This window comes from Pseudomonas paracarnis, from assembly GCF_904063055.1.
In the GTDB taxonomy this organism is placed as follows: Bacteria; Pseudomonadota; Gammaproteobacteria; order Pseudomonadales; family Pseudomonadaceae; genus Aquipseudomonas; species Aquipseudomonas paracarnis.
Genome location: NZ_CAJFCN010000008.1, coordinates 117,632 through 131,274 on the forward strand (window position 1 = coordinate 117,632; position 13,643 = coordinate 131,274).

Below are 13,643 nucleotides of genomic sequence, written 5' to 3' on the forward strand. Positions count from 1 at the left end.
ACCCCACTTTGATAGAAGCGAGGTCATCATGTCCTGGATCATTCTGTTTTTTGCCGGGTTGTTTGAAGTGGGCTGGGCCGTCGGCCTGAAGTACACCGACGGTTTCAGCAAGCCACTGCCAACCGCCCTGACGATTGCTGCCATGGCTGTCAGCTTGGGGTTGCTGGGGCTGGCCATGAAGGAGTTGCCGCTGGGCACCGCCTATGCCATCTGGACCGGCGTGGGCGCCGTGGGCACCGTAATCGCCGGGATTATCCTGTTTGGGGAGTCCATGGCGTTGTTTCGGTTGGCAAGTGTGGCGTTGATTATTTGTGGGTTGATAGGCCTCAAGATCAGCGCCTGAGTCATTGGTCGCTCCCGGCATTGGGAGCGACTTCCTTTAATCAGCGAGCAAAGTACCGCTCACGCAACGAAGTTCCCAGCTCGTCAGCAAGGCCATTCTCAGTGGCCCATGCCGGGTTTGTATTCGTAGGTGGCGTTGAAGGATCGTTGTCGAAGTCGAAAGGTCGCGCATTAGTCGGCTGGCCTACTGCCTGCCGCTCCCTGTTTGACTCAAATTGCGGCCGGTCAGGATCAGCTTGATCAGCCCCTACAAAAGTTTCACCAGCCAATGCGGTGCCATTGACACCGTTATAGGCATGCCCCATCTCGTGAAACAGCGGAATAATGGGCGGCCGCTTATGCTCTTCCACCACAAATGAAGGGTCGAATAGAATCGTTGCGTCATCTGCCGGAGCGCCCGGGATACCGTCATTGATATAACCATGAGCCCAATCATTCGGTGGTTCTTGACGAGGGTCACCCGCGTCGACCCCTTTACGCCCATAGTTATAAAAAGCGCCCTCCCCTTCGGGCTGTTGCACAACCTTGATTCGCTCAGGCGTGTTATCCAATGCACCCAACATTTTCTGTCCCGTTGGAGAACTTTGCAAAAATTCAAGGTCGTCGTTAAAACGCTGCTTGAATTCCTCAGTCCCCTCGACATTAAAGGCCTTACTCCCGACTTCTGTTGGAGACACTATCTTGAACTGCGAACCGAACGTTCGCTTGATACCGTCGCCGTCTTTCGCATAGATAGAATCGACATCCGATACTGAGTTGATCGTGTCAAGCCCTCTACCGCTGTAAAAGATGTTACGCCCCTTCCCACCAATGAGAACATCATCATCCCTGCCACCGTGCATGACGTTATGTCCGGAGCCGCCCTCTAATAGATCATTTCCGCGCCCCCCATCCATGTAACTGCCGCCGCTCCCGCCACGTAGTTTGTCGTTGCCGTTACCCCCATACATGACGCTGTAACCTAGGCCTGCAGTAATGGAGTCATCACCGTCATCACCTTCGGCATAAGCAACCCCTGCGCCCAGCGTCAGCGTATCGTTACCTGCGCCGCCATATACATTGGTCCTGCCCCCGCCGGCTTTGAATCTGTCATTACCATCGCCCAGCTTGACGCTCACCGGCAGCTCAAGATCATCGGCAACAGACACGTCATCGTCTCCGCCATTGGTGTGGATTTCAATCTTTTGACGACTTCTTTCATCCTGATAAAGTGGAATCTCATAGGACTTGCCGTTAATGTCAGCAATCAGCCCTCCATCGTTAGATTTTTTTATATGGACTTTATCGGCTGCATTTCCCGTCGTGATGACCAAATTCTCTTCTTTTGGTGGCCCGAAAAATCCTTTGCCACCTCTAACATTCAGCTCTATCTGTATTCCATCCTCACTGAAAGGCATATTTGGAATGATCTTCACGGGTGCCGACGTCACGCCAGATTTACTTTGAGATTTATCAATACCCGTCAAATAATTTAGCTGGCCCGTAACGGTCCCTTGGGCTGGAGAGTGGTGAAGAGACGGAGAACCAACAGGCATATTCATAGAAAGTCATCCTTAGCATTAATTAGCTGCGATGACTATGTGGCGGGCCTGACGAAACCGTTCCGTCAGCTGAATGACTTTTTACCCTATGCAGTAAGTTTCGAGAATTTTCCGACAGCAACACTCACATTTCTCAGGGCCTTACTTGAAGCATTACAACAGGCCCTGAGCTTGCAGATCATGCGCAATGGTACTGATGACTATTCGAAATACCTAGGCCGTATCGGCAAACCGAATTCCGCCAGCAGCGCATTTTCATTCCTGCGACGCATCGGATTGCCTTGGCTGCCTCTGAAGCTCGTTATCGCCACCATAGGTCACCGGCCCCACCCGGGCAGAGCTGGTCTCTACCCGGGAAGCATCATGCTCATTGCTGTACATAAAGGGCACACTGGCCGTGTTCGGAGCAGCCTGAGCACCCTGCGCTGCAGGGTCAGCCGCCTGTCGATAGCCTGCGTCGTTTTTTTCATCTTCGCTGGAGCGTGAAGCAGTCGATGGTGCAACAGGCGACGTTTCCATCACTAACCTCCGAACATGCATTTGGGATTACGACGGTTAGGTGGTGCTACGGACCGAAAACGTTCCTGAAACCGAGTGGAAATTTACCGACGCCTGTGCAGAAGATACTCATCAAGCACCAGACCAGCGCACAATCCGGATCGTTGATGAGCCTCCATTACCGACGAAAAACTACCTTAAACTTCCGCGTAATTTTCCAACCAATGCGTGCAAAGCATTCGGTGTCACCGTCTCACTTTCCACCGGCTCACCCGCCACCAACACCACCCGCGACCAGATCCGATGGAAAAAGCCCTTGTTCGGATCGCGGCTGAAGAAACTCCCCCACAACCCCTGCAACGCCATGGGGATCACCGGCACCGGCGTCTCCTCCAGGATGCGTGTCACCCCGCCACGAAACTCATTCATCTCGCCATCGGCTGTCAGCTTGCCTTCCGGGAAGATGCACACCAACTCGCCATCCTTGAGGTACTGGGCAATGCGCGCGAACGCCTGTTCGTAGATCTGAATGTCTTCATGGCGCCCCGCAATCGGAATCGCACCAGCGGTGCGGAAGATAAAATTGAGCACCGGCAAGCGGTAGATCTTGTAGTACATGACAAAGCGAATCGGCCGACGTACTGCACCGCCAATCAACAGCGCATCGACAAACGACACATGGTTACATACCAGCAACGCCGCGCCTTCATCCGGGATGGCTTGCAGGTTGCGATGCTCCACGCGGTACATGGAATGGCTGAGCAGCCAGATCATGAAGCGCATGGTGAACTCGGGGACGATTTTGAAGATGTAAGTGTTAACCGCGATGTTGAGCAGCGACACCACCAGGAACAACTCGGGGATCGACAGCTTGGCCACGCTCAACAGCAGGATGGACACGATGGCCGAGACCACCATGAACAGTGCATTGAGAATGTTGTTGGCCGCGATCACCCGAGCCCGTTCGTTCTCGGCGGTACGCGACTGGATCAGCGCATACAGCGGCACGATGTAAAAGCCGCCGAACACACCCAGGCCGAGGATATCGAACAGCACCCACCACGCCTGGCCGTAGCTGAGCACCGCGAGCCAATCGTTGGCTTGCACGTTCTGCGGGAAGCCGCCGGAGTGCCACCACAGCAGCAGGCCGAACACGGTCAGGCCAAATGAGCCAAACGGCACCAGGCCGATTTCCACCTTACGCCCGGAGAGTTTTTCGCACAGCATCGAGCCCAGGGCGATGCCCACCGAGAACACCGTGAGGATCAAGGTCACCACGGTTTCGTCGCCGTACAGCCATTCCTTGGCATAGGCCGGGATTTGCGTGAGGTAGATCGCGCCGACAAACCAGAACCATGAGTTGCCGACAATCGAGCGCGACACCGCCGGCGTCTGCCCCAGGCCCATGCGCAACGTCGCCCACGACTGAGTGAAGATATTCCAGTCCAGGCGCAGCTGCGGTGTCGACGCCGCTGCGCGCGGGATGCTGCGGCTGGCCAGGTAGCCCAGCACCGCCACGGCCACAATCGCCACCGCCACCACCGGCGCGTAATGGGTGGAAGACATCATGATCCCGGCACCGATGGTGCCCGCCAAAATTGCCAGGAACGTGCCCATCTCCACCAGGCCGTTGCCGCCCACCAACTCATCGTCGTGCAAGGCCTGGGGCATGATCGAGTACTTCACCGGGCCGAACAGCGCCGAGTGAGTGCCCATGGCAAACAGCGCCAGCAGCATCAGTTCAAGATGATTGGTCAGAAAACCCGTCGCGCCCACCGCCATGATCACGATCTCGCCGATCTTGATCGCGCGGATCAACGCGTCCTTGTTGAATTTCTCGCCAAACTGCCCGGCCAACGCCGAGAACAGGAAGAACGGCAGGATAAACAACAAAGCACACAGGTTGACCCAGATGGAGCGGTCACCCTCGATGGTGAGCTTGTAAAGGATGGCCAGAATCAGCGACTGCTTGAAGATGTTGTCGTTGAACGCGCCCAGCAACTGGGTAATGAAAAACGGCAAGAAGCGCCGCGTGCGCAGCAAGGTAAATTGGGAAGGATGGCTCATCGTCGTCCGTGTTCCTGCGTGGCCTTTATTTATCAGGCCACGACTTTACCTAATCCTGCTTACTTATTCGCTAGCCCGGCAATACAAGGCGAAACAAAAAGCTCGCCTTTATAAGCGCCCTGCACGGTGCGCTTGGCCACGATCAGCCACATCAGCGCCAGCGCAACCACCAGCACACTGCCAAACACGCTGAAAAACGCCAGCTGTAACAGGCTCGCCAATTTAAGCGTGGCCAAGGCGTAAACCCCCAATGGGAAGGTAAAACCCCACCAGCCCAGGTTGAACGGGATACCGGCGCGCAGGTAACGCAGGGTGATCAACACCGCAATCAACATCCACCACAAACCGAAGCCCCACAGGGTAATGCCCGCAATCAGGCCCAGGCCGTGGGCCATTTCACCGACACTGGCCAGGCCATTGGCGGCGAAGATCCCAGGGGCATCCGTACCGAGCAGCAACATGCCCAAGGCACCGGTACCGATCGGGCCCAGGGCCAACCAGCTCGACGCTGCCATATTGGCGTGAGGCAACTTATGCAAGGCCATGCGCAGCATCAGGATGGTCAGAATGCTGAACGCTACCGGCAGGGAAAACGCCCACAGCACGTAGCTGGTCACCAACATCACCAGTTGCGAATGGGCATCGGCCAAGTGCGGCGCGAGCAAGCCACCGCTGGCCGCTGCCACTTCGGCCGCCACCACGGGCAACAGCCAGACGGCGGTCATCTGGTCGATGCTGTGCTCCTGGCGGGTGAACATCATGAACGGGATCAGCACGCCGCAGGCCAGGGACATGGCCACGTCCAGCCACCACAAGGCTTCGGCCAACGGGATCACATCACCGCCCCAGCGCGGCAGGCCGAACAGCAGCAAGCCGTTGAGAATGGTCGCCAGCCCCATGGGGATGGTGCCGAAAAACATCGAGACCGTTGAGTGCCCGAAGATGCGCCGCGCCTCGTGGAAAAACATCACCCAGCGGGCGGCATACAGCACGCTGAACAGCACAAACAGGCCAATGGTGAACAGCCACAGGCCCTCGGCGACGGCATGCAGGCCTGGCAGGCTGACTGGCAGCTGGGCCAAGGCCAGCGCCAGCACACCGGTGCCCATGGTCGCGGCAAACCAGTTCGGGGTGAACTGGCGAATCACTTCCCGGGGACGGGCCAAGTGACTGAAGGGTTTGTAGCGGTGAGTGGTCGAGCAGGTCATGGGTTAATCCTCTTCCTCATTTGAGGTTGGGGCCATGATAGAACCTGATCGAATATCTATATAACGGGTAATATCTCTAACTGTTATCTATTTTACCTATATTAATCGTAATCATGCGCTGGCCCTTGCCTGCGCCGTGTCCCGCCACAACAACCCAACAAGCGCGCCGAGAGACAGCAAGATAAGCACCGCACCGTAGCCGTCCGTGGTCGCGATCAGGCCAAAGACGCGGCTCAGGTTACCCGCCAACAGCGCCGGCACGCAGAACGCCAGGTAGCTCAATACATAGAACGCCGACATCAGGCCCGCCCGCTCATGGGGCAACGCCAGGCCCACGATACTGCGCACACTGCCCATGAAACCGCCGCCGAAGCCCAGGCCTGCGATCACACTGGCGACAAAGAACAGCCACAGGCTGGCGGTGTTTACGGCAACCAGCAGCAACCCCACGCCCACGGCCAGCAGTGCAGCCGACAAGCGCATCACCCTGTCAGCCGCGTGATTGCGCAGGCTGTAGATCATCACCGCGCCGCTCAAGGTCACCACCGCCACCAGCCCGCCGCCGATCAAGTGCGAGGTCGACCCGGTGGCGACGCGCACCAACGACGGCGCCAACGAGGAAAAGAACCCACCCAGCGCCCACACGGCCACATTCAATGGCATCGCCAGCCACAAGGCGCGGCGCGCCTGCGGCGGCACATGCAGGGTTGGCGCCAGGGACTGCAAGGCGCCGGGTATACGACTGACCGTTTCAGGCAGGCGCCATACATAGAGAGCCTGCATCACCATCAAGCCCAGCAGGGTGTAATAGATCAATTGGGTTGGCCATGGCGCGTACTCCACCAGTAACCCGCTGCCCAGGCCACCACTGGCCATGCCGAGCATCGGTGCAAGGCTGTTGAGCATCGGGCCGCGGACGCGGTCGGTATCGAGCAGCGTCGCACTCAATACCGCTGTGGCAGTGCCAGTCGCGAAGCCCTGTAACGCGCGGGCGGCCAGCAGGCAGGCGGTGCTGTCAGCGTGGATAAACAGCAGCATCGCCACACTATTGAGCAGCAGCGCGGCGAAGATCACCGGCTTGCGCCCCAGGTAATCCGAGAGCGACCCCACCGTCAGCAGGGCCGCCAGCAGGCTCACGGCATAGACACCAAAGATGGCCGTGAGCATGGCCGCCGAAAAATGCAGGTGGTCTTGGTACACCTGGTACAAGGGCGTCGGCGCGCTGGAGGCGGCGAGAAAGGTCAGCACCATGATCACTAGAAACGCCAGGCTGGACCGCTGAGAGATGACACTGGACATGGGCACGCTCCGCTAAAGCTAATATTTTGCTTTTGTGCAGTGTGCTATTCGCTGGCGCTTAAAGCAAATTCTTTGTGTTAAGGTCTTGCCCATGGCGATCAAAGAAGGCCTCCGCCCGGGGGGCCGCAGTGCCCGGGTACAAGAATCCGTCCACAGAGCGGTGCGCGAATTGCTGGAAGCCCATGAGCGTTCCAGTGTCACCGTGCCGATGATTGCGGCATGTGCAGGCGTCACGCCGTCGACCATTTACCGGCGCTGGGGCGATCTGTCAGTACTGCTCGCCGACGTCGCCCTGGCCCGAATGCGCCCCGATACCGAACCGGCCAACACCGGCAGCCTGCGTGGCGACCTGCAAGCCTGGGCCGAGCAATACCTGGATGAGATGAGTTCGGACGTAGGCCGCAACATGATGCGCGACGTGCAAAGCAGCCCGACGCCAGGGTATTGCGTGAGCATCCTGAGTGGGCAGTTGCAGGTGATTGTTGACCGCTACCCGCAGGAACAGCCACCGAGCGTTGACCATCTGATCAACCTGCTCGCCGCACCTACGGTGTTTCGTATTCTGTTTTCGGCAGAGCCTTTGGCGGTAGAAGAACTGCATGCCCTGATCGAGCTGGCACTAAAAAACTGAAGCGCGTGCGCCGACACAAAATGTGGGAGCTGGCTTGCCTGCGATGCAGACACCTCGGTACACCCGTCAAGCGAAGTCGATACCATCGCAGGCAAGCCAGCTCCCACATTTGTTCGGTGTGCATCCAATAAAAAACGGCCTCTGATGAGGCCGTTTTGTTATTTCCAATCCCACATCATGTACGCATCCCACGTCCGCTCACCAGCAACCGCGCGCAGCCGATATACAAGACGATGGTGGCAACGATCATAAAGGTGATCGCCACACTGATCTTGATATCCGACACGCCCAGAATGCCGTAGCGGAAGGCGTTGACCATGTGCAGCACCGGGTTGGCCAGGGACACCGTCTGCCAGAACGGCGGCAGCAAGGTGATGGAGTAAAACACCCCGCCCAGGTAGGTCAGCGGCGTCAGCACGAAGGTCGGGATGATGGAAATATCATCGAAGTTGCGTGCGAACACGGCGTTGATAAAGCCCAGCAGCGAGAAGATCGTCGCCGTCAGCACGACCACCAGAATGGTGACCCCCAGGTGATGCACCTGCAGGTGGGTAAAGAACAGCGACAGCAGCGTCACGATCACCCCCACCATCAGGCCACGCAACACGCCGCCCAGGGTGTAGCCGATGAGGATGGTGTGCGGTGACACCGGCGAGACCATCAGCTCTTCGATGGAGCGCTGGAACTTGCTGCCAAAGAAACTCGACACCACGTTGCCGTAGGAGTTGGTGATCACTGACATCATGATCAGGCCCGGCACGATGTACTCCATGTAGGTGAAACCACCCATGTCGCCGATTTGCCGGCCGATCAGGTTACCGAAGATCACAAAGTACAGGACCATGGTGATCGCCGGCGGCAGCAGGGTCTGCGGCCAGATCCGGGTAAAGCGCTTCACTTCGCGATAGACAATGGTTTGCAGCGCGACAAGGTTGGGTTGCAGTTCGGAACTCATACCGCCACCTTCGCCAGATTTTTCTCCACCAGGGACACGAACAACTCCTCAAGGCGATTGGTTTTGTTACGCAGGCTCAACACTTCGATGTTCTGAGTCGCCAGCTGGGTGAACAGCGCGGTGATGCCCATGGCCTTATCCACCTGCACCTCCAGGGTGTGGCTGTCCACCAGCCGGCTTGGGTAGCCGAGCAACTGCGGCGCCACCGAGAGATTGTTTTTCAAGTCGAGCAGGAAGGTTTCCACATGCAACTGGCCCAGCAGGTTGCGCATGCTGGTGTTCTCGACAATGGTGCCGTGGTCGATGATGCCGATGTTGCGGCACAACTGCTCAGCCTCCTCCAGGTAGTGGGTGGTGAGGATGATGGTGATGCCCTTCTCGTTCAGTTCGGTGAGGAAGGTCCACATCGAGCGGCGCAGTTCGATGTCCACGCCGGCGGTAGGTTCGTCGAGGATCAACAGGCGCGGCTCATGCACCAGGGCACGGGCGATCATCAGGCGTCGCTTCATGCCACCGGACAGCGAGCGCGAAGGCACGTCACGCTTGTCCCACAGGCCCAGTTGGGTGAGGTACTGCTCGGCGCGTTCCTTGGCGACTTTCGCCGGAATGCCGTAGTAGCCAGCCTGGGTCACGACAATGTCGAAGGTCTTTTCGAACTGGTTGAAATTGAATTCCTGGGGCACCACGCCAATGGAGCGCTTGAGCGCCGCCGGGGATTTGTCCAGGTCATGCCCGAAGATATTCACCGTGCCGCTGGTCTTGTTGACCAGGGTGGAGAGAATACCGATGGTGGTGGATTTGCCGGCACCGTTGGGGCCCAGCAAGGCGAAGAAGTCACCTTCGGCAACGTCCAGATCGATACCACTCAGGGCCTGGAAACCGTTGCCGTAGGTTTTGGTTAGCTGCCGGATGGACAGAGCGGAACTCATATCGGAATACGCACCAAAGAAGGGAATAGAAAGAATAGATGAGGGCACACCGCAGGTAGTTCAACCGGCGATGCAATGCGAGCATGGTGCTTGCCCATGCCGCACAAGTACAGTCACCCGTATTAATAGTGTGTATTAAGTCAACGCGGTCATCACCGCCTTGCGGTAGGCCGGGCGCTGTTGCAAGCGCTGGTACCAGGCCTCCAGATTCGGCATTGCCGGGCGTTCGATGGGCATCTCGAACCAGGCGTAGATGAAGCAGCCCAAGGGAATATCGCCCATGCCGAACGCCTGGCCGGACAGGTAGGGTTGCTCGGCGAGGGCTTGTTCGACGGTTTTGAGCGCGTCGATACAGGCTTGGCGCCCGGCATTGATGCTGTCCCAGTTTTGCTGGTCAGCCGGGGTGCGCACGATGCCCCAGAACACCGCCTTGAACGGGTCGGCGAGCGTGGAAGTGGTCCAGTCCATCCACTTTTCGGCGTTGGCCCGGGCTTGCAAGTCGCTGGGGTAAAAGTCCGATGCCTGCTTGGCGCACAGGTAACGCACGATGGTGTTGGACTCCCACAGCACAAAGTCGCCATCTTCGATCACCGGCACCCGGCCATTGGGGTTCATGGCCCGGTATTGGGGGGTATCGACCACACCAAAAGCCCCGCCCGCATCAATTGCTTCATAGTCCAGGCCGAGTTCCTCGGCGCACCACAGTGCTTTCCTGACGTTTGATGAATTTTTACGACCCCAGATCTTCAGCATGACCGCGCCTTATTGTGGATGAACTTGGCTGGATGAAGGCAGCAGCATACGCCGGTTCAGCCGCGGCTTAAATCGCTCTGCATATCGCCGAGCAGGGTGGGCGCATCGTCGGCAAACAGGTGCGGGTAGCACTGACGGATATGCCCGAAGAAAAATGCTTCAGGCACGTCAGCAAATTGCCCGTGGTCCACCACGTACTCCATCGAACGCTGACCCTGGCGATTGAACGCGTGGAACACGCTGTCGTGCAGGCCATCGAATTCCAGCGGCGGCACGTCGAACACCTCGCACAGTTGCTGGTTGAACGCCGGAGTGGCCTTGACCCAGCGGCCGTTCAGGTAAAGCTCGGTATAACCGTGCATGGCGAACACGTCACTCTTGAGCAGCGCGAGCAGCCGCGGTGTGGACAGGTGGTTGCGCACGTCCGCCAGGCCAATGCGTGCGGGAATGCCGCAGTGGCGCGCGCAAGCAGCGAGCAGCGTGGCCTTGGGTACGCAGTAGCTTTCGCCGGCCGCCAGGGCGAAGCTGGCGCTCAAGGTGTTGGGGTCACGACTGAAGGTATAGGGGTTGTAGCGAATGGCCTCACGCACCGCGTAGTAAAGACTGACTGCCTGGTCACTTAAATCCGGGCGGGTTCCGCGATGTTTCTCGGCGAACTCCACCACCACAGGGTGGTCACTATCGATGAAGCGGCTGGGACTCAAGTACGTATTCATGAGCTTGATCTCCGAGGGGAGCCTGGAGTTTAACCACCAGGCCTGCCAGAGAGATAACGACGATTCGGCCAAATGCCGGCGCCGGCTGATGGGTTGCCCAGTACACCTTGTTACACCCTGATCACCCGGCTTGTTCGGATGCCGACTAAGCTCCCTGGTGGTTTCGCCCCTAGTTCACGGAGGATTGAATATGCTGTTGTTGTGGATACTGGTGCTGGTGGTCGGCATTGCCTACCTGGCACACCGCCGTACTGCCCCCCTGCCCGCCCTGGGCGTGGTCGCCGTCTACCTGCTGGCGATGGGCGCCTGGAGCCACGCACCGGGTTGGCTGCTGCTGATCTTCTGGGTGCTCCTGGCCGTGGTGGCCGCGCCTTTGTTGCTGCCCGACCTGCGCCGCCAATACTTCACCAAGCCGCTGTTCAGCTGGTTCCAGAAAGTGCTGCCGCCGATGTCCGAGACCGAGCGCGATGCGATCGATGCCGGTACCGTATGGTGGGATGGCGAACTGTTCAGTGGCCGCCCCGACTGGGACAAATTGCTGGCCTACCCCAAGGCGCAATTGACCGAGGAAGAGCAGGCGTTCATCGACGGCCCCACCGAAGAACTCTGCGCCATGGTCAGCGACTGGGAAATCGGCCAGGCCATGGACCTGCCGCCGCAAGCCTGGGAACACATCAAGACCCATGGTTTCTTCGCCCTGATCATTCCCAAGGAGTACGGTGGCAAGGGCTTCTCCGCCTATGCCCACTCCCAGGTTGCCATGAAGCTCGCGACCCGCAGCGGTGACCTGGCCTCCACCGTGATGGTCCCCAACTCCCTCGGCCCCGCCGAACTGCTGCTGCACTACGGCACCGACGAACAACGTAACCACTACCTGCCGCGCCTGGCCCGCGGCGACGACATTCCGTGCTTCGCCCTCACCGGCCCGCTGGCCGGCTCCGATGCGGGCGCCATGCCCGACACCGGGGTGATCTGCAAAGGGGAATGGGAAGGCAAGGAAACCCTCGGCCTGCGCCTGAACTGGGAAAAGCGCTACATCACCCTCGGCCCGGTCGCGACCTTGCTCGGTCTGGCCTTCAAGGCTTATGACCCAGACCACCTGCTGGGTGAGGAAGAGGACCTGGGCATCAGCCTCGCGTTGATTCCTACCGACACCCCTGGCGTGGAAATCGGCCGTCGTCACCTGCCGCTTGGCGCCGCCTTCATGAACGGCCCCAACTCCGGCAAGGATGTGTTTATCCCTCTGGAATACCTGATCGGTGGCCAGGAGATGCTCGGCAAGGGCTGGATGATGCTGATGAACTGCCTGTCGGTCGGCCGTTCGATCTCGCTGCCCGCCGTCGGCACTGGCGCTGCCAAGTTCACCAGCCTGGTGACCGGCCAATACGCCCAGGTGCGCGAACAGTTCAACGTACCGCTGTCGGCCTTCGAAGGGATCCAGGAAGCCCTGGCACGCATCGGTGGCAACGCCTGGCTGATGGACAGTGCGCGCATGCTCACCGCCAACGCCGTGGACCTGGGCGAGAAGCCGTCAGTGTTGTCGGCGATCCTCAAGTACCACCTGACCGAGCGTGGCCGTGAGTGCATCAGCCACGCCATGGACGTGCACGGCGGCAAGGGCATCATCATGGGCCCCAACAACTACCTGGGCCGCAACTGGCAGGGCGCACCGATTTTCATCACCGTGGAAGGCGCCAATATCCTCTCGCGTAACCTGATGATCTTCGGCCAGGGCGCCATTCGCTGCCACCCCTTCGTGCTCAAGGAAATGGCCCTGGCCGGCCGCGAAGACCATGACCAGGCGTTGAAGGAATTCGACGGCCTGCTGATGCAACACATCGGCTTTGCCGTCAGCAACGCCGCCAGCACCCTGGTGCTGAACCTGGGCTTCGGGCACTTCGAAAAAGCCCCGGGCAACCGGTTGAGCCAGGGCTACTTCCGTGCCCTGAACCGCCAGGCGGCTGCGTTTGCCCTGCTGGCCGACCTGAGCATGATGTTGCTGGGTGGCGAACTCAAGCGCCGCGAACGCCTGTCCGCCCGCCTGGGTGATGTGCTGAGCCACATGTACCTGGCCTCGGCGGCGCTCAAGCGTTATCACGACCTGGACTCGCCGGACCATCTGGAGCCGCTATTTGCGTGGGCCATGGAAGAAAGCCTGGGCGAATCGGAACGCGCACTGGATGAGCTGCTGAGCAACTTCCCGAACAAGGTGCTGGGCTGCCTGCTGCGGGTGATCGTGTTCCCATTCGGGCGTCGTCATACCGGCCCGTCCGATGCGCTGGATGCCGAAGTGGCAGCCGTGATCGGCCGCGCCAAGGGCGACCCGACCCTGGAAGAATTGCTGGCCGGCTGTTATCGCCCGCAATCAGCAGAAGATCCCGTGGGCGCCCTGCAACATGCCTACGACCTGCTCGGTGCCAGCCACCCCTTGCAGAAAAAACTCCACAGCGCGCTCAAAAGCGGCCAGGTCAAGCCGGCTGCCGGCGAGCATGCCATCGACGCGGCCCTGCAGGCCGGCGTGCTGCAACCGGCCGAGGCGCAAACCCTGCGCGATGCCGAGGCGGCGCGACGCAAGGTGATCGACGTGGATGATTTCAGCAAGGAAGAGCTGATGCAGGCAGAAGGTAAAGTCCGCTGAGTCGAGCGGTCATATAAAAACGGGCGCGAGAGGCTTATACTCTCGCGCCCGTTTTTGCTTTAGAGG

General features: G+C 59.2%; 12 protein-coding genes. 4 read left to right on the forward strand and 8 right to left on the reverse strand.

Annotated elements, in window-relative coordinates; genetic code table 11:
• Window positions 1–28: 28 nt before the first annotated feature.
• Window positions 29–343 carry a quaternary ammonium compound efflux SMR transporter SugE gene (sugE, locus tag JMV15_RS18180; protein ID WP_003190128.1) on the forward strand — a complete coding sequence of 105 codons (315 nt, stop codon included), beginning with the start codon at window positions 29–31 and terminating at the stop codon, window positions 341–343.
• Between the two features lie 40 nt (window positions 344–383).
• Here sugE and JMV15_RS18185 read toward each other — a convergent pair whose 3' ends face one another.
• The gene (locus JMV15_RS18185; protein WP_038449622.1) at window positions 384–1,883 is read right to left on the reverse strand and encodes a M91 family zinc metallopeptidase; all 1,500 of its coding nucleotides are present in this window, start codon (window positions 1,881–1,883) and stop codon (window positions 384–386) included.
• Window positions 1,884–1,922: 39 nt separating this feature from the next.
• Between JMV15_RS18185 and JMV15_RS18190 the strand changes: the two genes are divergently transcribed.
• Window positions 1,923–2,369, forward strand: coding sequence for a hypothetical protein (locus JMV15_RS18190; RefSeq protein WP_166406340.1), 447 nt, complete (start codon window positions 1,923–1,925; stop codon window positions 2,367–2,369).
• A 204-nt stretch (window positions 2,370–2,573) separates the two neighbouring features.
• On the opposite strand, the gene JMV15_RS18195 is transcribed toward JMV15_RS18190, so the two are convergent.
• From JMV15_RS18195 to JMV15_RS18205, 3 genes are all read right to left on the reverse strand, one after another.
• Window positions 2,574–4,448 (reverse strand): MFS transporter, encoded by a 1,875-nt coding sequence (locus JMV15_RS18195; protein WP_014717785.1) that lies wholly within the window; start codon window positions 4,446–4,448, stop codon window positions 2,574–2,576.
• A 59-nt stretch (window positions 4,449–4,507) separates the two neighbouring features.
• Window positions 4,508–5,656, reverse strand: a complete 1,149-nt coding sequence (locus JMV15_RS18200; RefSeq protein ID WP_038449620.1) for a TDT family transporter — start codon at window positions 5,654–5,656, stop codon at window positions 4,508–4,510.
• Window positions 5,657–5,767: 111 nt separating this feature from the next.
• Window positions 5,768–6,955, reverse strand: a complete 1,188-nt coding sequence (locus JMV15_RS18205; RefSeq protein WP_032901944.1) for an MFS transporter — start codon at window positions 6,953–6,955, stop codon at window positions 5,768–5,770.
• A 91-nt stretch (window positions 6,956–7,046) separates the two neighbouring features.
• On the opposite strand from JMV15_RS18205, the gene JMV15_RS18210 reads away from it, so the two are divergent.
• Window positions 7,047–7,586 (forward strand): TetR/AcrR family transcriptional regulator, encoded by a 540-nt coding sequence (locus JMV15_RS18210; RefSeq protein WP_014717782.1) that lies wholly within the window; start codon window positions 7,047–7,049, stop codon window positions 7,584–7,586.
• A 175-nt stretch (window positions 7,587–7,761) separates the two neighbouring features.
• Here the strand turns inward: JMV15_RS18210 and JMV15_RS18215 are convergent, their stop codons facing one another.
• The 4 genes from JMV15_RS18215 to JMV15_RS18230 form a co-directional block, all read right to left on the reverse strand.
• Complete coding sequence (locus JMV15_RS18215) at window positions 7,762–8,541, reverse strand: ABC transporter permease (RefSeq protein ID WP_003190115.1); 780 nt, start codon at window positions 8,539–8,541, stop codon at window positions 7,762–7,764.
• Window positions 8,538–9,470 carry an ABC transporter ATP-binding protein gene (locus JMV15_RS18220; protein WP_014717781.1) on the reverse strand — a complete coding sequence of 311 codons (933 nt, stop codon included), beginning with the start codon at window positions 9,468–9,470 and terminating at the stop codon, window positions 8,538–8,540. The genes JMV15_RS18215 and JMV15_RS18220 overlap by 4 nt, the downstream gene beginning before the upstream one ends.
• A gap of 135 nt (window positions 9,471–9,605) precedes the next feature.
• Window positions 9,606–10,223 (reverse strand): glutathione S-transferase family protein, encoded by a 618-nt coding sequence (locus JMV15_RS18225; protein WP_003190113.1) that lies wholly within the window; start codon window positions 10,221–10,223, stop codon window positions 9,606–9,608.
• Window positions 10,224–10,279: 56 nt separating this feature from the next.
• On the reverse strand, window positions 10,280–10,939 hold the full coding sequence (locus tag JMV15_RS18230) for a transglutaminase-like domain-containing protein (RefSeq protein WP_019817270.1): 660 nt from the start codon (window positions 10,937–10,939) through the stop codon (window positions 10,280–10,282).
• Between the two features lie 190 nt (window positions 10,940–11,129).
• Between JMV15_RS18230 and JMV15_RS18235 the strand changes: the two genes are divergently transcribed.
• Window positions 11,130–13,577 carry an acyl-CoA dehydrogenase gene (locus tag JMV15_RS18235; protein WP_014717779.1) on the forward strand — a complete coding sequence of 816 codons (2,448 nt, stop codon included), beginning with the start codon at window positions 11,130–11,132 and terminating at the stop codon, window positions 13,575–13,577.
• Window positions 13,578–13,643: the final 66 nt, after the last annotated feature.

Excerpts from the sequence above, each read along its gene's own strand:
- JMV15_RS18210 (WP_014717782.1), top strand. The coding sequence starts at position 7,047 with ATGGCGATCAAAGAAGGCCTCCGCCCGGGGGGCCGCAGTGCCCGGGTA.
- JMV15_RS18225 (WP_003190113.1), bottom strand. The coding sequence starts at position 10,223 with ATGCTGAAGATCTGGGGTCGTAAAAATTCATCAAACGTCAGGAAAGCA.
- sugE (WP_003190128.1), top strand. The coding sequence starts at position 29 with ATGTCCTGGATCATTCTGTTTTTTGCCGGGTTGTTTGAAGTGGGCTGG.
- JMV15_RS18235 (WP_014717779.1), top strand. The coding sequence starts at position 11,130 with ATGCTGTTGTTGTGGATACTGGTGCTGGTGGTCGGCATTGCCTACCTG.
- JMV15_RS18200 (WP_038449620.1), bottom strand. The coding sequence starts at position 5,656 with ATGACCTGCTCGACCACTCACCGCTACAAACCCTTCAGTCACTTGGCC.
- JMV15_RS18185 (WP_038449622.1), bottom strand. The coding sequence starts at position 1,883 with ATGAATATGCCTGTTGGTTCTCCGTCTCTTCACCACTCTCCAGCCCAA.
- JMV15_RS18205 (WP_032901944.1), bottom strand. The coding sequence starts at position 6,955 with ATGTCCAGTGTCATCTCTCAGCGGTCCAGCCTGGCGTTTCTAGTGATC.
- JMV15_RS18220 (WP_014717781.1), bottom strand. The coding sequence starts at position 9,470 with ATGAGTTCCGCTCTGTCCATCCGGCAGCTAACCAAAACCTACGGCAAC.
- JMV15_RS18195 (WP_014717785.1), bottom strand. The coding sequence starts at position 4,448 with ATGAGCCATCCTTCCCAATTTACCTTGCTGCGCACGCGGCGCTTCTTG.
- JMV15_RS18215 (WP_003190115.1), bottom strand. The coding sequence starts at position 8,541 with ATGAGTTCCGAACTGCAACCCAACCTTGTCGCGCTGCAAACCATTGTC.
- JMV15_RS18230 (WP_019817270.1), bottom strand. The coding sequence starts at position 10,939 with ATGAATACGTACTTGAGTCCCAGCCGCTTCATCGATAGTGACCACCCT.